The following is a 21,098-nucleotide window of genomic DNA, read 5'->3' as shown; positions in this document are numbered from 1 at the left end:
ACTGGACGCGCGCGCTTTTTTCGCTACAGTTTTGCCCCATAAAACAACTGCGTTTCATAAGGGGGAAACACATGATCAAAAAACACACGACAGCACTTGTGCTGGGCCTTCTTGCTGGCACCAGCCTTTCAGCCACCGCAGCACCAAATGGTGACTGGTTCACCGACGCCGCCATCTCGCCGGACGGCAAGACCGTTCTGGTCGCCTACAAGGGCGATATCTACAGCGTATCATCGAAGGGTGGCACCGCCGTTCCGCTGACGGTTAACGCGGCTTGGGACGGCCACCCCGTCTGGTCAAAAGACGGTAAACAGATCGCCTTCGCAAGCGACAGGAACGGCAACCTGGATATTTATGTGATGCCTGCCGAAGGCGGCGAAGCCACACGGCTGACGCACCACAGCGCCGACGACATCCCGCACGACTTCACACCGGACGGCAAGGCCGTGACCTTTAGCTCCACCCGCACAGACAGCGCCGCCAGCAGCGGCTTCCCGCGTGGTGCCTTGTCTGAGCTCTATAGCGTTTCCACATCCGGCGGCACGCCAAAAATGGAACTGACAACCCCCGCCTTTGAAGCCCAGTGGAACAAGGACGGCAGCAAGCTATTGTACCGCGAGGAAAAGGCGCTCGAAAGTGACCTCAGGAAGCATGACAACAGCGCTTTTGCCCGCGATATCTGGCTGTATGACAGCGAGGCAGGCACTCACAAACAGCTGACCAACCATGTGGGCGGCGACCATAACCCTGTCTGGGGCAAGGGTGACACCATCTTCTATACGTCGGACGAAGCAGACGACACGTTCAATGTCTGGAAGCTGGACCTGGGAAGCCTTGAGCAGAACCAGATCACCAAGTTCACCAAACACCCGGTACGCGAGCTGACACGCGCCAAGGACGGGACGCTTGCCTTCCTGCATCACGGCACGGTTTATACCACTGGTGAAAAGGGCAAGCCAAAGGCGCTCGATATCAACATTAATGTGGACGGCCACGGTGTAGACGCCAAGACCATCCCGGTTTCAAGCAATGTCAGTGAATTCACAGTATCGCCGAACGGCAAGGAAATCGCCTTCGTCGCGCGCGGCGAAGTGTTCGTGACTTCGACTGAATTCAAGACAACCAAACGCATCACCGATACGCCAACCCAGGAACGCAGCGTCGACTTCCACCCGGATGGCGACCGCCTAGTGTATGCGGCGGAACGCGACGGTAAATGGACGCTTGTGGAAGCCAAGCTCCGTAACGCGGACGAAAAATATTTCTTCGCCAGCACGCTGATCGACGAAAAAGTCCTGTTCGACGCAGACAACGAAGCCTTCCAGCCGAAATATTCGCCGGACGGCAAGAAGGTGGCCTTCCTGTCTGGCCGCGACAGCCTGAAGGTGCTGGATATCGAATCTGGCGAGGCGGTCAAGGTGCTTGGGCCAGAGCATAACTATAGCTATGCGGACGGCGATATCACCTTTGACTGGTCACCTGACAGCAAGTGGCTGACGATCGATTTCATTGCCCGCAAGCGCATCTTCATCACCAATGTGGCGATTGTGCCAGCTGATGGTTCTGCCGCCCCTGTGGACATCAGCCTCTCGGGCTATCAGGATGGCGGGCCCAAGTGGCACGCCGGCGGCGAGGCTGTACTCTGGTTCTCCAGCCGCTACGGCCAGCGCGACCACGGCAGCTGGGGCCGTGAATTTGACGTGATGGCAAGTTTCCTCAATCAGGACGCCTATGACCGCTTCCGTATGTCGAAGGAAGAATACCAGCTGATGAAAGAGCTGGAAGAAGACGCCAAGAAGAAGAAAGAGGAAGAAGAGAAAAAAGCCAAAGAGGCTGCCAACGAGACTGACGGCGAAGAAGGCGAAAAGGCTGAGGGCGAAAAAGCCGACGCCAAGGAAGCCGATAAAAAGGACGAAAAGAAAGACGATACCAAGCCGGTTGAGATTGAATGGGACGGCATGCAGGACCGCACAGTGCGCCTGACCGTGCATTCTTCGAATCTCGCAGACGCAGTGCTGACCAAGGACGCGGACAAGCTTTACTACCTGTCCCAGTTTGAAGGCGGCTATGACCTGTGGATGCAGGACCTGCGCGAAAACGAGACCAAGCTTCTCTCAAAACTGAACGCCGACAACGCCACCATTGAACTGTCGAAAGACGAGAAGGCGCTGTTCGTGCTGGCGGGCGGCCAGATCTCCAAGTTCGAGCTGAACGGTGGCGGCGCAAACCGGAAGGGCGTCAGCCTTTCTGCCAGCATGGAACTGAACGGCAAAGCCGAGCGCGACTATTTCTTCGAACATATCTGGCGTCAGGTGAAGGATAAATTCTACACCGCTGACATGCACGGCGTGGACTGGGCCGACATGAAGCTTGAATATGGTACCAAACTTGAAAATGTGGGTAACAACCGCGACTTCGCCCGCATGATGGAAGAAATGCTGGGTGAGCTGAACGCCTCCCACACCGGTGCCTACTATATCGGCGGCCGAGGCGGCGACGCCACTGCCTCTCTTGGCCTGTTGTTCGACCTTTCCGCCCCTTCGGGCGCGCTAGTGGTTGAGGAAGTGCTGGAAAAGGGCCCGTTCGATAAAGCCAAAAGCGATGTCGAAGCCGGCATGAAGCTGGTGGCAGTGGACGGCACCGACCTTGGCGAGAGCGTGAACCTCTATGCGCTTCTGAATCACAAGGCCGGAGAGCGCACGCGTGTGACATTCGAGAAGGCTGACGGCACCCGCTTTGATGAAGTCATCAAGCCGATCAGCGGTGGAGCTGAGAACCAGCTGATGTACGAACGCTGGGTGAAACGTAGCCGTGCGCTGGTGGAAAGCCTGTCTGACGGCAAGGTGGGCTATGTGCACGTGCGCGGCATGAATGACTCCAGCTACCGTGAGGTCTATTCCGACCTGATGGGTCGCAACTTCGACAAGGACAGTGTTGTGGTCGATACCCGCTGGAACGGCGGCGGCTGGCTGCACAATGACCTGGCCAAGCTTCTGTCGGGCGAACAATATCTGAAGATGGAAGTGCGCGGCCGCGAATTTGAAGGCGACCCTCTTGACCAGTGGTACAAGCCATCCATCGTGGTGATGGGCGAAGGCAACTATTCTGATGCCCATGCCTTCCCATACACCTACAAGGCGCTGGATATCGGCGAAACTGTCGGTATGCCGGTGCCGGGCACCATGACCGCCGTGTGGTGGGAAGTGCTGCATTCGGGCGATATCGTGTTCGGCATCCCGCAGGTGGGCCAGCGCGACATGGACGGCAACTATCTGGAAAACCAGCAGCTTGAGCCGGATCACCGGGTGAAGAACATGCCTGAAGAGGTGGCCAAGGGCCTCGACAAGCAGCTTGAAAAAGCCGTTGAAGTGCTGCTGGAGGGCGAGCAGGAATAAGCCTGCCCGGTCAATTTAAAGCTTCGGAAATGGCGCCCTTTCGGCGCCATTTTATTTGTGCTAGAGGCATCATCACCGCACAGACCTGAAGGAATTTTCCATCCATGACCACCAAAGACATGCCTAACATCGATCCAGAGTGCTGGCGTCCGATCAATGAAGAAAAACTGACTCAGTTCGACAAACCGGACAGAAAGCCCCGCATCCTGTTGCTCTATGGCTCCTTGAGGGAGCGGTCCTTCAGCCGTCTCGCCACAGAGGAGGCCGCCCGCATCCTTGAGGCCTTCAGCGCCGAAACCAAAATCTTCGACCCTTCGGGCCTGCCGCTGCCGGATGGCGCGGAAGACACCCACCCGAAGGTGCAGGAGCTCAGGGACCTGGCGACATGGTCTGAAGGTATGGTCTGGTGCAGCCCTGAACGGCACGGGTCGATGACCGGCATCATGAAAGCCCAGATCGACTGGATTCCGCTCGCGCTTCAGGGCGTGCGGCCAACCCAGGGCAAGACGCTGGCGATCATGCAGGTGTGCGGCGGGTCTCAGTCCTTCAATGCCGTCAACCAGATGCGGGTTATTGGCCGCTGGATGCGCATGATTACCATTCCAAACCAGTCATCGGTGCCAAAAGCCTGGCTGGAATTCGGTGACGACGACCGTATGAAGCCATCGTCCTTCTACGACCGGATTGTTGATGTGATGGAAGAGCTGGTAAAATTTACGCTGCTGCTGCGTGCCAACAAAGACTATATGGTCGACCGCTATTCCGAGCGGAAGGAAAGCGCCGAAGAATTCCGCAAACGCATAGACCAGCGCGCCATGTAGAAACGGAAAGGACGCTGATACCCGGCCTTAAGCAGAAGAGTTCAAAAGCCGTTCTATCACCGTTTCATAGTCTGCTACCGTGTTGCACACGCCGTCCGCTTCCCGGGCGCAATAGCTGGCTGACAGGTTAAAGGCAGCGGGCGGATGCTTGTGGCCTGCGAGCGTCATTTCAAGTGCCTTGCCCCCGCCTTCAAGGGCATCCCGGAGCGCAAGCGGGCTGAGCATTCCAATACGTTCCTCGACAAAAAGCCCCGTCATATTGTGAAGGGCGGTCAGGAACTTCGGCCCGATAAACTGGGGCACAAGCGGCGGCTTGGCGCGCGCGAGCATGCTTTCAGCGGCGTCCGCATAGAACGGCAGGAAACTGTCCTCCCGCGAGGTCATCAGGAAGGCATTATGGACCTTCCTATACGCCTTGAGATCACCATGCGAGCCCTGCACCCACACCTCACGCCCCACAGCGTGAGGGCCATCCGGCAACGGTAACTGCCCAGGGGCAAACACAATTACATCAGCATCCAGCCAGACGGCGCGGTCATACCCTTCCTGCAGGGCATTCTGCATCAGGCGCAGGCGCGCCAGGTCCGTTGCGATCACAATCTGGGGGGCGACCTTTTCCCTAATCCAGGCCGGGATATGGTCAAACAATTCATCGTGCATAAACCGGTAATCCGCCCCAATCTGCGTGGCCCAATCCTTGACCGACGCAAGGCAGCGGCGCACCCACGGCCGAAGCGCTTCCTCGGCATGCGACTGCAGAATAACGGTTTTCATATATTGACCGCCCTTCCTCAAGATTTCCGTAACGTTCCGCCCTTGCCGGACAGCAAAAGCAGCCTAGCTTGTTCTGTATGCGTTTGGGAAGGCGCAAGCTGCCAGCCATGTCAACCGGGCAGCGAGGGGAGATGTATGAAAGAGACTGTAGAGACGCCGCCGGTCAGCGGCCTGTCGAACAAAGCCCGTACCTATGCGCTTATTGTTCTGACAATAGTATATGCGTTCAACTTTATTGACCGGCAGATCCTGGTGATCCTGCAGGAAGCCATCAAGAAAGACCTTGGGCTGTCAGATACCCAACTGGGCCTTTTGTCCGGCTTTTCCTTTGCCATCTTCTATACCGTTCTTGGCCTGCCGATCGCCCGTCTGGCAGACCGCATGAACCGCAGGAATATCATTTCCATTGCGCTGGCGGTCTGGAGCGGCATGACCGCCCTTTCCGGCATGGCGCAGAACTTCACTCAGCTCTTGCTGGCCCGCATGGGTGTGGGCGTGGGTGAAGCCGGTGGGAGCCCGCCAGCACACTCAATGATTTCTGACATGTTCACTGCCAAGCGCCGGTCCACAGCGCTGGCCGTTTATTCTGCGGGGCTCTATCTTGGTATTTTCCTTGGATACACGTCTGGTGGCTATCTGCAGGAAGCCTATGACTGGCGGACCACGTTTATGATTGTGGGTATCCCGGGTGTTCTGCTGGCCATCATTCTGCGCATGACGGTTCAGGAGCCCCCGCGCGGGCTGCATGACAAGCCTGGTAGCGACACACGGTATTCACTCGCTGAGACCTTCAAAATCCTGTTCCGGCTGAAATCCTTCCCATTCATTGCTTTCGGCTGCGCCATGTCAGCGTTCGTCAGCTATGGCACCAGTAATTTCATGCCCAGCTTCATGGTCCGCTATCACGGCATTTCCCCCAGCGAAATCGGCCTGACACTGGGGCTGGTGACCGGCATCGGCGGCATGATCGGGACATTCCTTGGCGGCGCGCTGACCGACAGGTTCGGCGAAAAGGACGCCCGCTGGTACCTTTGGCTGCCAGGTCTTACGGCTGTCACAGCCATCCCTCTCGCGCTGGTTACCTACCATACAAGCAGCAAAGAGCTGATGCTGGGCACCTATTTTATCGTGGTTATTCTTTCCACCCTGTACCTAGCGCCTTCCATTGCCGTAACGCACCGGTTGGTGCCGCCAAGCATGCGCGCGCTTTCCTCGGCAGTGTTGTTCCTTGTGCTGAACCTGATCGGTATGGGTCTCGGGCCTGTGCTTGTGGGCGCCATCAGTGACTTCGAAGCTGCGCGAACGGGGGCAGATGGCCTTAGAACTGCCTTGACGGTCGGCACCTGTATCGCCATCGTGAAAGGGTATCTGTTTTGGGCTGGCGGACGTAAACTGCCAGAGGACCTTGCCAAAGACTAATCAGGCATCGGCTTGCTGAATCTGTGCAAAGGCTATAGGTCAACCCGGAATGCGATGAAGGCTAAGCCGACGATCATTCGCTAGGTGGGGAACAAATTGCACGAGGCAAAGCTGGCAGCAAATCGCTTTGAGGCGGTGACAATATTTCTTTTGCTGGCCATATCGCTATGGCCGGCAATGTCCTTCAAGGCTGCAGTCCTCGTACCCATGGCACACGGCCTCTTCCTGTTTGGCATCTTCCTGCTGATACGGCATTATCTGGCGCGCGTGCGCCCACTGGTGGCCCATCTGTTTTTCACAGCCTGCGTATCCGTCCTTGCGATTGAGATCGTGGTCCATCACTTCACCAGCCTGCACCTGAACCGGTTTGTCCTGTCGCTTGCCTTCCAGCCGCAGGCGAAGGAACAGATTGGCCTGTCGAACACACTATTCTATCTGCTGGCGTTTGTGGCAGGACTTGCGTATCTCACCGCCCGGCTCATGCGCTGGCATGTACAGTTGTCAGTCCGTGTGGTGTGGACCGTCACATTTGTCGCCCTTGCCCTCTCTCAGGGACTATATGGCTTCCTGCTGTATCAGCGTGATGCTGGGCTCCTGAACAGCCAACGGCATCTCGTCTTTTTCACCGGCCTGCACCACTATTACGCTGAGAAAATATTCACACCTATTTTCGGCCCCCGTCCACCGAACCCATTCGCCCAAGCCTACGACGGGACAGCAAGGCCCAGAGCAGTCAGTGACACCTGGGAAGTAACCAGCCCTAGAAACCTGTTGCTGATCGTCATCGACAGCATGCGCGCCATGGACATGAAGGCTGATCCAACAGTCGCGCCCAACCTGCTACAACTAGGGCAGAAGGGCTATCTGTCCCTTGACCACAGCAGCGTCGCCAACTGCACCCACTTTGGCATGCACACGCTGTTCTCAGGCGATCTGGCCACCACATTCAGGCAAGCAAGGCACAGCGGCAAGGCCCAGGGCATCTTTGCCGCCCTTTCTGGTGCCGGATACAGGTTAAGCTCGGCTGAGGCGCAGTCACTGGACTGGTATGACCTGGCAGCCACCTATCTGCCCGGCACCGCGCGGGATATCGCGCCGGAAGGAACCAATGCCGCGCGGGACGATTTTGTGTCACGTTCAACGGTCGCGCGGCTTCAGGGTGATACCAGCATCCCATGGGCCCATCTGGCCTATTTCAGTGGGCCGCATTTCTCCTATGACGAAAACAAGAATATCACCACAGAGGTCTACCGCGAAATGATCCGCAAAACGGATCAGCGCATCGCCCGAATGGTTCAGGGCCTTGCGGCCAGCGGCTTGCTCCGTGATACGCTGGTGATCATCACTTCCGACCACGGCGAAGAAGTTTTCGAAAATGATACAGTCGGCCACGGTAGCACCCTCAATGACGCGCAGACGAAGGTACCGCTTTTGGTTCTCGGCGCCACGATGCCGACCGGCTGGATCAGAAGCCACCGGGACATCCTGCCGTTTGTCCGGGCGGAACTGGGGGCTGCACCCCTGAGGGCCTTCCCGAACCAGTTGGAAGTCCTGACAGGCTGCGACTATGAGTTCCCCAAAAGCTTCGCGGTTATCGACGAAGATGGCCGTGTGGATTTCCGGCTTCAGGACGGCCTTCTGGCACCAGCCCCATCACCGGGCAGCAGGCAGCCAAGCGATGACCAGATAAGGCGCGCCGGGCTCCGGCTCATCAGATTGTTGAATGAAAATAAATAAGGCGGCTGAATGGCCGCCTTTATTGGTCATGCTGGACGCGTCTGCCGTCAAAGGCCGATGCTTTTCAGAACAAGGGATGTCACGGTTTCCTTGGCGTCCTTGAACTGGCTATCGCTTAATGGCTCACCTTCATTCATCACATTGATCTGCGCCTCGAAATCCGCATAGTGCTGGGTCGTCGCCCAGATCATATAGAAAAGGTAGCGCGCTTTCACAGGCGCCAACTTGCCTTCCGCGATCCAGCGTTCCAGCACGGCCTCCCGACTTTCAAGCCACGGCTTCACCGTGCCGACCAGATAGTCCTGCAGGAATGGTGCGCCAGACGCCATTTCAATCGCCCACAGGCGCGAGCCGTGCGGCCTGTTGCGGGCCAGATCCATCTTGGAGGACACATAGGTGCGGATGGCCTCTGCCGGGTCTTCCGTCTCGTCGAAGGTGTCGGCGGCATGCAGCCAGATCGAACAAACTCCTTCGATTACCCGCTTGTAGAGGTCTTCCTTGGCACCGAAATAATAATAGACGTTCGGCTTTGGCACGCCCGCGCGCTCAGCAATCAGCCCGACGCTTGCGCCCTTGAAGCCCTTCTCCGCAAAAACCGTTTCGGCAGCTACCAGAATTTTGGCAACATTTTCTCTGCGGATGCCCGATTTGTGGCCGTTTTCTTCTTTTTTCGTCATTTTAACAGAGTCCCCCTTCGGCGCTCCCGTTTAAACCACAGCGATGAAAAAAGGTCTATGGGTAAAAAGGTTTAAAAAACAAACGCCCGGGGAGAGGCCCCCCGGGCGTAAAATTTGAGAGCAATCGCCCTTAGAACTTGTACTTAACGCCGAACTGAACGGTCCAGACAGAGTCTACGTCACGGAACGTCAGGAACGGTGCGTCTTCAACATTGGTGTACAGGAACTGGCCAGTGGACTGGTTAACCAGTGCATCAACCATTGCCTGTTGTGCGAAGTTTGATTCGTATACTTCACCCCAACCGTTGTTGATGAAGTTCAGCACGTTCTGCATATCCATCCACAGTTCGATCTTACCGTAGCGACCCACAGGAACTTCCTGGGAGATACGCAGGTCAAGGTCGTTGGTCCATGGAGCACGTTCGCCTTGCAGATCAACAGACTGGCCACGCTTCAGACCGAAGTTGTTCACGAGGTTGTTGAAGTCTGCCTGAACGTCAGAGTTCGCAAATACCACTTTCGCAGTATCAGCACCGGCAGTGCCAAGAACCGCTGTTTCGGTTTCAAGCGGAACGTAAACCAGGTGACCATCACCGCTGTCGATATTGCGATCACCGCCGAACTGCATGAATTCATCCAGGGTGATGCTGTATGGACGGCCGGAGCGGCCAGTATAGAACAGGCTCACAGTTGTGAAGTTGTCTTCCCAGAAGTCTTTACGCATGGTTGCGCCAAGCTTGATCTGGTGTGGGCGCTCGAACGGAGACGTGCCAACTGCACGGTTGTTCCGGTCAAGGTGAGCCGCGAAGTTAAAGTTGGACTGAGCCGTGGAGCTCGTGCCTTCGTTTGCAATGAACGCATCAGTGTAGGTGTAAGAACCCCAAACGCTGAAACCGTTATCCCAGGACTTGTCGAAGGAAACAGCATACACGTTCGAACCGCCACCAGTGTTGTTGGTCAGCATCAGGTCAAACCCGCCTGGTTGGTCGTAGATTGGTGAACCATCCGCGGCAGTGAGAGCTACGGAACGTCGCAGTTCTTTCCAGTCTACAGGGTTCTTGTTGCGGGACCAGATGGCTTCAGCCGTGAAGTGCCAGTCTTCGCCCAGGGCACCCAGGTCAAAGTAGCGCTCAACAGCAAGGTTCATCTTCCAGATCGATGGAATCTTGTAGTCAGGGTCGATAACAGACGTGTTACCGTTACCTGGCTCAAGCGCATCCTGGATCACCTGTGGAATGGAACGGAAGTCCAGGCCGTTAATGATGTCCGGGTCAGTTACGAACTCAGAGTCGATCGTCACGCCGTCCAGCGAGTAGGAGTTGGAAACCCAAACAAGTGGGTCACCACCACCGAAGCGACCTACACCACCACGAACAAGGGTCTTGTCGTCGATGTCATAAGTGAAGCTCAGACGTGGCTGGATCAGGGTTTTGTGGTTCAGCGAAGTCGCGTTTGAGAAACCGTGACGTGCGATGAAGTTCGGGTTCTCGTTTGGCGATTTTTGCTGCGAGTAAACGTCTGCACGCAGGCCATAGGTCAGCGTCAGCTTGTCGTTCACGTCCCAACGGTCCTGCAGATACATGGTGTGCGTCGTCAGGTTGAACTCAGCTGCGCCATCATCCGGATTGTTGGTGATTGCGTTCTGGTAGATCAGGAAGTCAGGCGTGCCGGCTTCGAACTCATCGATCGAACCAAAGCGCCACTCGCCGCGAGTTTCCTGGATAAACAGGTTGAACACGTCAACGCTGTCCAGCTCGTAACCGAAGGTCATAGTGTGGTCGCCAGCCAGCAACTCAGCTTTGAACTTGCCCTGCCACGTAGTGTTGTTCAGGGCGTTTGAGTGACGGCTGTCATCGATACCCAGGTACACGCGGCCACCGCCTTCAGTGTTGATCTGGATCTCACCGATGCCTTGGTCAAGCGCAAGGCCAACCTGGCCAGTTTCGTTCCGCTTGCGGCTGATTTTAACTTCTGTGGAGAAGTTGTCGGTCCAGTCGGAGAAGAGCTGGAAGTTATAAGCCTCAAGCTTTTCAGAGCGGTTATACCAGTGAGACTTGTAGGAGAAGCGGTTGCCGCCGTGGTCGGTCTGGCTCAGGCTGTTGCCGTCAGTCTTCTGGTAGGAAGCGAACGCACGGTGGTTATCGTTGATGTTCCAGTCGAGCTTGAGGAAGATCTTCTCGTCAGTCTCTGGAATACCGCCAGTGTCGCTGAACTGGTTGTCGATGCCGTAAACGCTGCTTGCGATCTGGTCGATACGCTCAACATCGGCTTGGGTTACACCCTGTACTTCAGAAGCGAAACCGGAACCTTCAGCACCAATTGTATTAGGTGTGGAGCCTTCGAACTTCTCGTAAGCTGCGAAGAAGAACAGCTTGTCCTTGATGATCGGGCCGCCAAGGGTCGCGCCGTAGAATTTGTTGGTGAAATCACCCAGATCTACGTCAAAGTCTTCACCTTCAAGGGTTACAGACTTGTCGCCAGCCGTGCTGTCGTTGCGGTACTGGTAGAAAGCGGTGCCATGGAATTCGTTGGTACCGGACTTGGTCACGACGTTGATCTGACCGCCGGTGAACTTACCGAATTCTACGTTGAAAGGCGCTGGAGATACACCAACCTGCTCAACAGTGTCGAGGGAGATTGGCGAACGCTGGGTTGGGTAACCGTTGCCGTTCAGGCCGAAATCGTCGTCCTGGCGAACACCGTCAACAGTCAGGCTGTTGAAACGGTTGTTGCCGCCACCGATGGAGATCGCAGCACCGGAACCAGTGCCGATATCAACAAACGGGTTCTGACGGATGGTGTCTTTAATGTCGCGGCCAATGGACGGCAGCTCAGCAATACGCTCTGAACCGTAGGAGGACGCACCACCTGCACGCATTGCCTGAATGCGGGCAGCCGTTACTTCGATTTCTTCGACGCCAGCGCCTGCACCAGCAACATAAAGCGTCAGTGGCAGAGGCTCACTCACATTCAGGATCAGGCCTTCATATTGAACGGTCTCGTTGCCGTTCACGATAGTAGCCACAGTGTAAGGACCACCTGGACGCAGACCGCGTGCCACGAAGGCGCCGGATGCGTTGGTAGAAAAAGTCGAGCGCGAACCGGTAGGTACGTGGATTACAACAACCTCAACACCAGACTGGGCGTTACCGGATGTATCAACCACCGAACCACGGATCGAAGACGTAATTTCCTGTGCAATAACAGGTACACTTGCTGCCATCGCGGCAAGTGCGACGCTGCTACAAAGAGCAGCTCTCATTTGGCGTTTCATTCCCTAAGCTCCATTTTGCATCCGCACTCCCTGCCGAGAGGCCCCTTTGAGGCGAATGCCTGAACAACTATTTCGCTGTTTAAAAGTTCCCACACAAAACTGCGCGACAGTAAACTTAATCCTGACCAAAAGGTCAACACCAGTCACAAAGCCGCGCAAACCGTGCGTCACGGGACCTTTTATGGGACGTTCATTTCAGTTTTTTGACGAAAGTGTCAAGAATCGCCGAAAGCTTAAAAAGGCATTAACTTTTTTAAATTTCAAAGCGTGGTTCAAAAGGCACAGGTGGTTCGAAAAACCCTTGATTTTCCTTGTGACAAAAAATGCAGGCCCCGGCACCTAGAACAAAGAAAGGAGGCAAAATTGCCTCCTTTCCAATCGATCCGATTATCCGATTCGTTTAGCTTATTCGCTGGCGAACATCTGGTTCAGGTATCCCGCCAGGCGAATCCCGCCCTTTGAAAGCTGCTGCTTGATCACCGGCGTATACTTATAGACATAGTCATAGCTCAGGATGCCGCTACCCACATTATAGACCTCGCCACGCATGGCGATCAGTTCACGCACCCAGTCAAGCGGTTCGCTGTCTTGCCACGTGGCTATATCGTCGGGCTTGATCTTCGGCTCAAGGAACCGCACCCATTCTGAGAATGAAAGAAGCTTGTAGTTGATCAGGTCCTCATCCCATACCTTGTGCAGGTTGCTCATTTCCTCGAACCAGACCACGTCAATCCGGTTACCACCCCAGTCTTCCGCACGGCCTGCATGCAGCGGCTGGTGCAAATCCCCCACAATATGAATGATGAAGCGCAGAGCTTTCTGGCGCTCAGCCAGCGGGGCGTCTTTGTCTTTGACAGTCGCTGTGAAGGCCGCCAGCGCGGTGACCGCATCACCCGCCGGGTTCTTCACGCTTTCCTCATAGGTCTCGCCGTCCGGCAGGTTGATATAATGAAAGGGTGAAGCCGTACGGCGCCAAAACTCGTCCGGGTTAGAGCGCATCTCATCCGGCCAGTTGGCAGCTTCCGCCATGAACTCGTCACCCAGCAGCTCCTTAACAGCCGCTGCCGCCTCCGGGCTCAAGTGCCGGGACGCCAGTTCGGCAATCACACGGTGGCCGGTCGGGCCGTATGCCTGGGCTGCCTGCCCCATCATCACAACAAGCGCGAAAAGCGCCACTAGAACTCGTACCATCATACTCCCCCTTAGAGCGTGTTGATCAGATCGCGCTGGTGCCTGCATCCAGCGGCGCGATCCCAAGATGTGAGGCCACAGTCTGGCCGATGTCTGCGAAACTTTTACGAACGCCCGCGCTGCCCGGTTTCAAGCTTGGGCCATAGGCCACAAAGGGCACATGTTCGCGCGTGTGGTCCGTGCCCGGCCAGGTCGGGTCGCAGCCATGGTCGGCCGTCAGCACCACCATGTCGCCCTCGCGCATACCTTTCAGGAACTCAGGCAGGCGCCTGTCGAAATACTCAAGCGCATTCGCATATCCCGCAACATTGCGGCGGTGCCCGAAGCTCTGGTCGAAATCCACAAAATTTACGAAGGTCAGCGACCCGTCAGGCGCGTTTTCAAGCTTTTCAAGTGACGCTTTGAAAAGTGCGTCAAGGCCGTTAGCCTTTACCTTCTGCGTCAGCCCCTTGTGGGCAAAGATGTCGGCAATCTTGCCAACGGAAATCACTTCGCGCCCGGCCTCTTCCAGTTTTTCCAGAAGCGTCGGCTTTGGCGGCGGAGTTGCCAGGTCTTTCCTGTTGCCCGTGCGCTCAAACTTGCCGTCCTTACCCACGAATGGGCGGGCGATTACCCGGCCGATGTTATACTCATCCACGAGCTCCCGCGCGACTTCACACACTTCATAAAGGCGCTCAAGGCCGAAGGTTTCCTCATGCGCCGCAATCTGAAGCACACTGTCGGCTGAGGTGTAAACGATCGGCTTGCCGCTCGCCATATGCTCGCCCCCGAGCTCATCCAAAATCACCGTGCCAGATGCCGCCTTGTTGCCCAGCACGCCAGGCAGGCCACAGCGTTCCACCAGATTGGCGATCAACTCGTCTGGGAAGCTTGGGAATTCAGGTGGGAAATAGCCCCAGTCGAACTTCACCGGCACACCCGCCATTTCCCAGTGGCCCGAAGGCGTGTCCTTGCCAAAGCTTTCTTCGGCGCAGGCCGCATACATGCCGGTGATCTCACCCGCATATTCCATGCCTTTGGGCTCGCGCCCGGTCGCCAGCTCCGCAGCCTTGCCGAGGCCCAGTTTGGTCATTGTGGGCAGCTTTATCGGCCCGGCGGTCGGGCGCTCCGGCGCCACGTTTCCTGCCGCGCACCAGTCAGCGATATGCCCGAGCGTGTCGGCATCCGCCTCGCCCCACCGGTCCGCGTCAGGGGCGGCGCCGATGCCAAAACTGTCCAGAACCAGAATGAAGGCTCGAGCCATGGTCTTACCCTCCAATTATTTTCGCGACAATCGGGGCCGTTTCAGGTGCCGTGTCACTCAGTGATACGGCGGCGCGCACTGCCTGGATTGCGGCGTCCGCCGCATCATCGCTTTGAGCATACACCACCGCTGCTGGCTGGTCTGCTTCCAGCCGGTCCCCAAGCTGGCAGATGCCCGTGAGGCCCACGCTGTGGTCCACGTCATGAGCCGGGTTGGTGCGCCCGCCCCCAAGCGCTACAACGGCCATGCCGATGGCACGCGTATCCATGCCGCAAACATAGCCTGCCTGCCCGAGCGTGACCGGTTTCACCACACTTGCTAACGGCATATGGTCAGCAGCGCGCTCGATAAAGTCTACCGGGCCGCCCTGCGCGATAACCATCTGGGCGAATATCTCTGCTGCTTCACCGTCTGTCAGCGCGACCTCGGCTTTCTTGCGGGCGGTCTTGAGGTCCGGCTGGGCGCCCGACAGGGCCAGCATGTGCGCCGCCAGCGCCAGCGTGATTTCCTTCAACCGGGCGTCTGCCTGACCCGGGTTCTTCAGGAATTCGATGGTCTCGAACACTTCAACCGCATTCCCGGCTGTTGTTCCCAACACCTGATTCATGTCCGTCAGAAGCGCAGTCGTGGGCGTACCTGCCGCCGATGCCACGCGCACGATACTGCCCGCTAGCTCTTCGGCCTTTTCCATGGAATCCATGAAGGCACCGTTACCGCATTTCACGTCCATCACCAGCGCGTTCAGCCCCGCCGACAGTTTCTTCGACAGGATCGAGGCGGTAATCAGCGGCACGCTTTCAACCGTCGCAGTCACATCGCGGATGCCATAAAAGCGCTTGTCCGCCGGAGCCAGATTGCCGGTCTGCCCGATGATGGAACAGCCAACATCGCGCACGATGCCCGCGAACAACTCGTTGTCCGGATACGGGTTATAGCCGGGGATGCTTTCCAGCTTGTCCAGCGTGCCGCCCGTGTGGCCAAGGCCGCGGCCGGAGATCATCGGCACAAAGCCGCCACAAGCCGCCACAATAGGCGCCAGCATCAGGCTGACCTTGTCGCCCACACCGCCGGTGGAATGCTTATCCACAATGGGCGCATCGGCGTCAAAGCCAAAGCTTTGCCAGTCCATCACGTCGCCGCTGTCGCGCATTGCCAATGTCAGTGCCGCGCCCTCTTCCGGGCTCATACCGTTGAAGAACACAGCCATCGCGAAGGCAGACACCTGCGCGTCAGTGACACTGCCGTCAGTGATGCCCGCAACGAACTTTTCAATGTCCGCGCTGGATATTGTTCCACCATCGCGCTTCTGGCGAATAACTTCCTGGGGAATGAAAACACTCATGACCGTCTACCCTTTGGCCTCGTCAATATTTTCGGGACCGAACGCGTGGGGCAATAGCTCGGCGCTTGTTGTCTCTATAAGGATGTTACCGTCCTTATCGCAAATCGTGATGGGCTTGCCGGATGGGCCGGCGAACTCTCGTATCTTCTGGCGGCAGCCACCGCAGGGCGTGCAAGCCACTTCGCCCGGACCCACAACAACCACATGAGCAATCTCGCGCTCACCCGCCAGCACCATGGCTGCAATCGCGCCCGCTTCGGCGCAAATGCCCAGCGGATAGGCCGCGTTCTCGACATTCGCGCCAGCGAATACATGGCCGTCAGCCGTCAGCACCGCAGCACCCACCGGATGGTTGGAATAAGGCGCATAGGCCGCGTCTCGCGCGCGCATGGCAGCGTCAATCAGCACTTTCAGGTCTGTCGCCATTCTAGTGATCCTTCTCATATGGGACGCCGCTCGCCTTCGGGGCGTCCATGCGGCCTGCGAAGCCCGCCAGGATTATAACAGTCAGAACGTATGGCAGCATCATGGTGAACTGCACTGGGATTTCGCCCAAAAGCGGCAGGTCGACACCCTGAAGGCGGCCCTGCAGCGCATCAACAAAGCCAAACAGCAGGCACGCCAGCAGCGTTGGCACCGGCTTCCAGCGGCCAAAGATCATCGCCGCCAGCGCCAGATAGCCCTTGCCCGCCGACATGTCGCGAATGAAGCCCCCGCCCAGGCCGGTAGACAGCACGCTGCCCGAAAGCCCGCACAGCACGCCTGCAATCACCATGGCCTGATAGCGAAGAAGTGTGACAGAAATACCGGCGGTATCCACCGCTTCGGGGTTTTCGCCCACAGCCCGCAGGCGAAGGCCAAAGCGCGTCTTATAGAGCATCCAGGCCACAGCCGGGATCAGCGCAGCCGCAAGATAGGTAATGAGATTATGGCCTGAGATCAGCTCCGAATACAGTCCCCCGATCACCGGGACGTCCGCGAGCATGTCCGCAAACGGCAGCGTGATGGTGCTGAAGCGCGCGTCATCGCCCAGAAGCGGCGTCTGGCCACCCTTCTGAAACCAGAAGTTCGCAAGCGTGGGCGCGAGCCCCGCCACGGCAATATTGATGGCCATACCGGAGACGATCTGGTTGCCACGCTGCGCGATGGATACCCAGCCATGAAGAAGCGCCAGGAAAACCGAAGCCCCAACGCCAGCCAGCATGCCCATCCACGGCGAGCCTGTAACAGCCGCAGCGGCCGCTGCCGCAAAGGCAGCCGCCAGCATCTTGCCCTCAAGGCCGATATCCACGATACCCGAGCGTTCAGCAACCAGCCCCGCAAGGGCCGCCAGCACCAGCGGTGTCGCGGTTCTGATTGTGCTGTCAGAAAGAAGGATCAGGTCAGCGAAGAATTCCATCACGCGGCCCTCCTTTCCCATACCATTCGGAAGGCGCGTTCCACAGGGTCACGGAACAGATGCTCCATTGCGCCCGCAAACAGGATCACCAAACCCTGGATAAGCACCACTGCGTCTTTTGTGATGGTCGAAATTTCGAACCCGATTTCGGCACCACCTTGATACAAAGCGCCAAACACGATTGAGGCGATGATGATACCCACAGGATGGTTGCGGCCCATGAAGGCCACAGCAATACCGACGAAGCCGTAGCCCAGCGTGAAGTTACCCAGAAGGCGGAGCTGTTCGCCCAGCAGTTCATTCAGCCCCATCATACCTGCGAGCGCGCCAGAGATCATCATCGCTATCACGGTCATGCGGGTCACGGAAATACCTGCAAAGCGCGCGGCATTCTGGTTCTGGCCGACAACGCGAAGCTCATACCCGAAGCGGGTGCGCCACAGCATAAACCACACACCAACCGCACATAGGACCGCGATCAAGGCGGAAAGGTTCAGTGGCCCGCTTTCATAAGTGAAGCCCATCATGGCGAACAGGTCCTGCAGGTGCATCAGCGACACGCCTTCTGGAAAATCAGAGCTTTCCGGCATCTGCCCGCCCGGACGCTGCAGCGGCCCGACCAGCAGGTAGGCGAGCAGCGCCGACGCGATGAAGTTGAACATGATGGTGGTGATCACAACATGGCTGCCGCGCTTGGCCTGCAGGTAGGCCGGGATAAACGCCCAGGCCCCGCCAAAGGCCGCCGCACCAAGAATGGCAAGGAAAACCGCCAGCACGGGCGACAAGTCCCCCACCAGGAACACCGCCAGCGTCAGCCCAAGGCCACCCAGCATCGCTTGCCCTTCCCCGCCAATATTAAAGAGCCCGGCGTGATAGGCGACCGATACCGCGAGGCCGGTGAACACAAAGTTGGTGGCATAATAGAAGGTGTAGCCCACGCCTTCTTCAAACCCGAAGGCGCCATCGATAAGGAGGCTGAGCACCTCCAGTGGGCTTTCGCCCAGTGCCCAAATCACCAAACCAGACACAAACAGTGCCGCCAGAAGATTCAAGCCCGGCAACAGGATGGCATCAGCCCAATAGGGAAGCTTCCTATGCGCAGCCATCAGCTTGCCTCCCGCTTGTCGCCGGCCATCATCAGGCCGAGCTTGGTTTCCGTGGCGTCTTCCACCTTCAAGGTGCCCACGATTTCACCTTCACACATCACGGCGATACGGTCAGAAATCGACAAGAGCTCATCAAGGTCTGCAGACACAACGAGGATCGCCTTCCCGGCGTTCCTGAGCTCTGTGACCTGGTCATGAATTTTGGTAACGGCGCCAATGTCCACGCCGCGCGTGGGTTGGCCGATCACCATCAGCGCTGGGTCGTGCGCCAGCTCGCGCACGATCACCAGTTTCTGTTGGTTCCCACCCGAGAATGACGCAATGGGCAGGTCCGGGTTGCGGGGCCGCACGTCCTGGCTTTCGAAATAGGCAGCCGCTTTCGCTGCAATTGCCTTCAGCTTCAGGATGCCGTGTGATGAAAATTCCGTTTCGCGCTGATAGCCAAGAATGGCGTTGTCGCGTGCGGACATGCTTTCCACCACACCGGTCTTAAGCCGGTCTTCAGCCACATGCGCCATGCCCATGCGCCTGAGCGCGATCGGGTTGGTGACAAGGCGGTCATCCGCGATGATCTCACCGCCCATATGGATCACACCGCTTTGGACTGGCCTGAGACCTGTGATGATCTCCAGCAGTTCCGTCTGGCCATTTCCGGCCACGCCCGCGATGCCCAATACTTCGCCGTCAAAGACTTCGAGATTGATATCTTTCAGCTCAAGCCCGTGGTCCCCCACCGCAGACACGCCGGTAAGCCTTAGGCGTGCGACCTCTGTCTCATGCTGCTTTCGGGCAGTCTTGCGCACCACTTTTGCGCCGACCATCAGTTCCGCAAGTTCCTCGGGGTTGGTGTCAGCCGTTTTGCATTCCGCCACTGTCTTGCCCGCGCGGATCACGGTGACATCGTCGGTGACGGTCATGATTTCATGCAGCTTGTGGGTAACGAACAGGATGGTCTTGCCCTGCTCCTTGAGTTGCCGCACCAGCGCGAAAAGCTGTTCGCATTCCTGCGGTGTCAGCACGGCTGTCGGCTCATCCAAAATCAGGATTTCCGCGCCGCGGTAGAGCGCCTTCAGGATTTCCGCGCGCTGGCGTACACCAACCGAAAGCTTCTCCACCGGGGTATCAAGCGGCAAGTTGAAGCCAAACTGCTCCTCCAGCATCAACAGCTTGGCGCGCGCCGCGTCCTTCGCCGCATCGAGGTTCGCGCTGCCTTCGGCCCCCAGGATAATATTTTCAAGAACCGTGAAGGGCTCCACCAGCATGAAGTGCTGGTGCACCATGCCGATGCCCGCGGCCATGGCGTCTGAAGGGTCGGTGAAATGCTGGATTTGCCCTGAAACAAAAATATCGCCGCTGTCCGCACGATAGAGGCCGAACAGCATTTTCAGAAGTGTCGATTTGCCGGCACCGTTTTCGCCAACGATGCCATGCACAGTGCCGGAAGGCACCTTGAGCGCAATCTGGTCATTGGCCTTCACGTCGCCGAAACTTTTCGACAGCGCCCTGGCCTCAATCGCGAATGCGTTGGTCATAGTTTCCAGCCCCAGTGCTATTCAGCCCCAGCGGGCGTCCCTCAAGAGAACCGGCCTAGTGGCCGCTATTGCTGCCTTCGACGTCAGCCACGACAATTTCGCCGCTGATGATTTTGGCGCGGGCTTCCTCAAGCTTTGCCTTCATTTCGTCGGTGAACAGGTCGGCGTTATGCTCATCCAGCGCGAAATCCACGCCGCCTTCGGCAAGCCCCATCACCGTATGGCCTGGCGCCCACTCGCCAGCTTCAGCCGCCGACATGGCGCCATATACCGCAAGGTCTACGCGCTTGAGCATGCTGGTAAGCACAAAGCCGGGAGCAACATGGTTCTGGTTGCTGTCCACACCGATGGCCAGGTTGCCCGTGTCCTTTGCTGCCTGGATTGAACCAAGGCCGCTTGGACCCGCGGCAGAGAAAATAATATCCGCGCCGCGGGCATATTGCGACCGCGCCATTTCAGATGCCTTGATCGGGTCATTCCATGCGCTTGGGGTCGTGCCCACGTAATTCTCAATGAAGGTCAGGTCACCCTTCACATATTCGGCACCCTGCCTGTACCCACGCTCGAAGCGTCGAATCAGCGGGATGTCCATGCCGCCCAGGAAACCGATGGTGTTTGATTCGGTTTTCATGGCAGCAACCATGCCCACCAGGAACGATCCTTCGTTTTCCTTGAAGGTGATGCTTTGCACGTTTGGCAGGTCAATGATGGCGTCAATCACGGTGAATTTCACATCGGGATATTTCGAGGCCACGTTTTTCACTGCCACCGAATAACCCACGCCCACGGCGATGATCAGGTCTGCCTTGCGGCGGGCGAAACGCCTAAGCGCTTGCTCATACTGGGTTTCGCTGTTGGGCTCGAAATCCTTGTAGCCATGGCCAGTCTCGTCCTTGAAGCGTTCGGCGCCCACATAGGCTGCCTCATTGAAGGACTTATCGAACTTGCCGCCGATGTCATAAAGAAGCACAGGCGTGAAATCAGCCGCCACTGCGGATGAAGCAATTGCAACACCAAGCGCGATCGTTGCGCCAATTTTCCTCAGAAATCCAGTCATGCCCGTTTTGCTCCCCGGCAACATAAATGTTCAATTCTTTTATGCCTTGTTTATGCTGAACGGCGCAAGGGAACCAGAGCGAAGGGACGTGGTCAACCATTTTTGACGATATGGTCAAGATTCGTTCGACA

15 protein-coding genes are annotated in these 21,098 nt (G+C 57.3%); 4 read left to right on the top strand and 11 right to left on the bottom strand.

Annotated elements, in window-relative coordinates; translation table 11 throughout:
* The first annotated feature begins 71 nt into the window (after nucleotides 1-71).
* Together KORM41_RS20370 and arsH are read left to right on the top strand one after the other, a co-directional pair.
* On the top strand, nucleotides 72-3,395 hold the full coding sequence (locus tag KORM41_RS20370) for a S41 family peptidase (protein ID WP_068152925.1): 3,324 nt from the start codon (nucleotides 72-74) through the stop codon (nucleotides 3,393-3,395).
* Nucleotides 3,396-3,499: 104 nt separating this feature from the next.
* Nucleotides 3,500-4,216, top strand: a complete 717-nt coding sequence (gene arsH / locus KORM41_RS20365; RefSeq protein WP_068152919.1) for an arsenical resistance protein ArsH — start codon at nucleotides 3,500-3,502, stop codon at nucleotides 4,214-4,216.
* Nucleotides 4,217-4,243: 27 nt separating this feature from the next.
* On the opposite strand, the gene KORM41_RS20360 is transcribed toward arsH, so the two are convergent.
* A complete protein-coding gene (locus KORM41_RS20360) occupies nucleotides 4,244-4,990 on the bottom strand; it encodes a hypothetical protein (RefSeq protein WP_082720105.1) in 747 nt (248 codons plus the stop codon).
* A 135-nt stretch (nucleotides 4,991-5,125) separates the two neighbouring features.
* Here KORM41_RS20360 and KORM41_RS20355 point away from each other — a divergent pair, with 135 nt between their 5' ends.
* Nucleotides 5,126-6,409: a spinster family MFS transporter gene (locus tag KORM41_RS20355; protein WP_068152916.1), complete on the top strand. Its 1,284-nt coding sequence runs from the start codon at nucleotides 5,126-5,128 to the stop codon at nucleotides 6,407-6,409.
* Between the two features lie 135 nt (nucleotides 6,410-6,544).
* Nucleotides 6,545-8,146: a sulfatase-like hydrolase/transferase gene (locus KORM41_RS20350; RefSeq protein WP_231727359.1), complete on the top strand. Its 1,602-nt coding sequence runs from the start codon at nucleotides 6,545-6,547 to the stop codon at nucleotides 8,144-8,146.
* A gap of 47 nt (nucleotides 8,147-8,193) precedes the next feature.
* Here KORM41_RS20350 and KORM41_RS20345 read toward each other — a convergent pair whose 3' ends face one another.
* The 10 genes from KORM41_RS20345 to KORM41_RS20300 form a co-directional block, all read right to left on the bottom strand.
* On the bottom strand, nucleotides 8,194-8,823 hold the full coding sequence (locus KORM41_RS20345; protein WP_068152908.1) for a TetR family transcriptional regulator C-terminal domain-containing protein: 630 nt from the start codon (nucleotides 8,821-8,823) through the stop codon (nucleotides 8,194-8,196).
* A 130-nt stretch (nucleotides 8,824-8,953) separates the two neighbouring features.
* Nucleotides 8,954-12,097 (bottom strand): TonB-dependent receptor, encoded by a 3,144-nt coding sequence (locus KORM41_RS20340; RefSeq protein WP_082720104.1) that lies wholly within the window; start codon nucleotides 12,095-12,097, stop codon nucleotides 8,954-8,956.
* A gap of 405 nt (nucleotides 12,098-12,502) precedes the next feature.
* Nucleotides 12,503-13,288, bottom strand: coding sequence for a S1/P1 nuclease (locus KORM41_RS20335; protein ID WP_197421328.1), 786 nt, complete (start codon nucleotides 13,286-13,288; stop codon nucleotides 12,503-12,505).
* Nucleotides 13,289-13,313: 25 nt separating this feature from the next.
* A complete protein-coding gene (locus tag KORM41_RS20330; protein ID WP_068152899.1) occupies nucleotides 13,314-14,531 on the bottom strand; it encodes a phosphopentomutase in 1,218 nt (405 codons plus the stop codon).
* A 4-nt stretch (nucleotides 14,532-14,535) separates the two neighbouring features.
* Nucleotides 14,536-15,873, bottom strand: coding sequence for a thymidine phosphorylase (gene deoA / locus KORM41_RS20325; protein ID WP_068152894.1), 1,338 nt, complete (start codon nucleotides 15,871-15,873; stop codon nucleotides 14,536-14,538).
* Between the two features lie 6 nt (nucleotides 15,874-15,879).
* The gene (locus tag KORM41_RS20320) at nucleotides 15,880-16,299 is read right to left on the bottom strand and encodes a cytidine deaminase (protein WP_068152889.1); all 420 of its coding nucleotides are present in this window, start codon (nucleotides 16,297-16,299) and stop codon (nucleotides 15,880-15,882) included.
* Between the two features lies 1 nt (nucleotide 16,300).
* Nucleotides 16,301-17,272 (bottom strand): ABC transporter permease, encoded by a 972-nt coding sequence (locus KORM41_RS20315; RefSeq protein ID WP_068152886.1) that lies wholly within the window; start codon nucleotides 17,270-17,272, stop codon nucleotides 16,301-16,303.
* Nucleotides 17,272-18,378: an ABC transporter permease gene (locus KORM41_RS20310; protein WP_068152882.1), complete on the bottom strand. Its 1,107-nt coding sequence runs from the start codon at nucleotides 18,376-18,378 to the stop codon at nucleotides 17,272-17,274. The genes KORM41_RS20315 and KORM41_RS20310 overlap by 1 nt, the downstream gene beginning before the upstream one ends.
* Nucleotides 18,378-19,910: an ABC transporter ATP-binding protein gene (locus KORM41_RS20305; protein ID WP_068152878.1), complete on the bottom strand. Its 1,533-nt coding sequence runs from the start codon at nucleotides 19,908-19,910 to the stop codon at nucleotides 18,378-18,380. The genes KORM41_RS20310 and KORM41_RS20305 overlap by 1 nt, the downstream gene beginning before the upstream one ends.
* Before the next feature lie 55 nt (nucleotides 19,911-19,965).
* Nucleotides 19,966-20,967, bottom strand: a complete 1,002-nt coding sequence (locus KORM41_RS20300; RefSeq protein WP_068152873.1) for a BMP family lipoprotein — start codon at nucleotides 20,965-20,967, stop codon at nucleotides 19,966-19,968.
* Nucleotides 20,968-21,098 lie beyond the last annotated feature (131 nt).

The sequence above is a fragment of the Kordiimonas lipolytica genome (assembly GCF_001550065.1).
This window is presented reverse-complemented; position numbering and strand designations above follow the sequence as displayed.

Bases quoted from the DNA above. Each gene is read 5' to 3' on its own strand.
- KORM41_RS20370 (WP_068152925.1), top strand. From the start codon at position 72: ATGATCAAAAAACACACGACAGCACTTGTGCTGGGCCTTCTTGCTGGC.
- arsH (WP_068152919.1), top strand. From the start codon at position 3,500: ATGACCACCAAAGACATGCCTAACATCGATCCAGAGTGCTGGCGTCCG.
- KORM41_RS20360 (WP_082720105.1), bottom strand. From the start codon at position 4,990: ATGAAAACCGTTATTCTGCAGTCGCATGCCGAGGAAGCGCTTCGGCCG.
- KORM41_RS20355 (WP_068152916.1), top strand. From the start codon at position 5,126: ATGAAAGAGACTGTAGAGACGCCGCCGGTCAGCGGCCTGTCGAACAAA.
- KORM41_RS20345 (WP_068152908.1), bottom strand. From the start codon at position 8,823: ATGACGAAAAAAGAAGAAAACGGCCACAAATCGGGCATCCGCAGAGAA.
- KORM41_RS20340 (WP_082720104.1), bottom strand. From the start codon at position 12,097: ATGAAACGCCAAATGAGAGCTGCTCTTTGTAGCAGCGTCGCACTTGCC.
- KORM41_RS20335 (WP_197421328.1), bottom strand. From the start codon at position 13,288: ATGGTACGAGTTCTAGTGGCGCTTTTCGCGCTTGTTGTGATGATGGGG.
- KORM41_RS20330 (WP_068152899.1), bottom strand. From the start codon at position 14,531: ATGGCTCGAGCCTTCATTCTGGTTCTGGACAGTTTTGGCATCGGCGCC.
- deoA (WP_068152894.1), bottom strand. From the start codon at position 15,873: ATGAGTGTTTTCATTCCCCAGGAAGTTATTCGCCAGAAGCGCGATGGT.
- KORM41_RS20320 (WP_068152889.1), bottom strand. From the start codon at position 16,299: ATGGCGACAGACCTGAAAGTGCTGATTGACGCTGCCATGCGCGCGCGA.
- KORM41_RS20315 (WP_068152886.1), bottom strand. From the start codon at position 17,272: ATGGAATTCTTCGCTGACCTGATCCTTCTTTCTGACAGCACAATCAGA.
- KORM41_RS20310 (WP_068152882.1), bottom strand. From the start codon at position 18,378: ATGGCTGCGCATAGGAAGCTTCCCTATTGGGCTGATGCCATCCTGTTG.
- KORM41_RS20305 (WP_068152878.1), bottom strand. From the start codon at position 19,910: ATGACCAACGCATTCGCGATTGAGGCCAGGGCGCTGTCGAAAAGTTTC.
- KORM41_RS20300 (WP_068152873.1), bottom strand. From the start codon at position 20,967: ATGACTGGATTTCTGAGGAAAATTGGCGCAACGATCGCGCTTGGTGTT.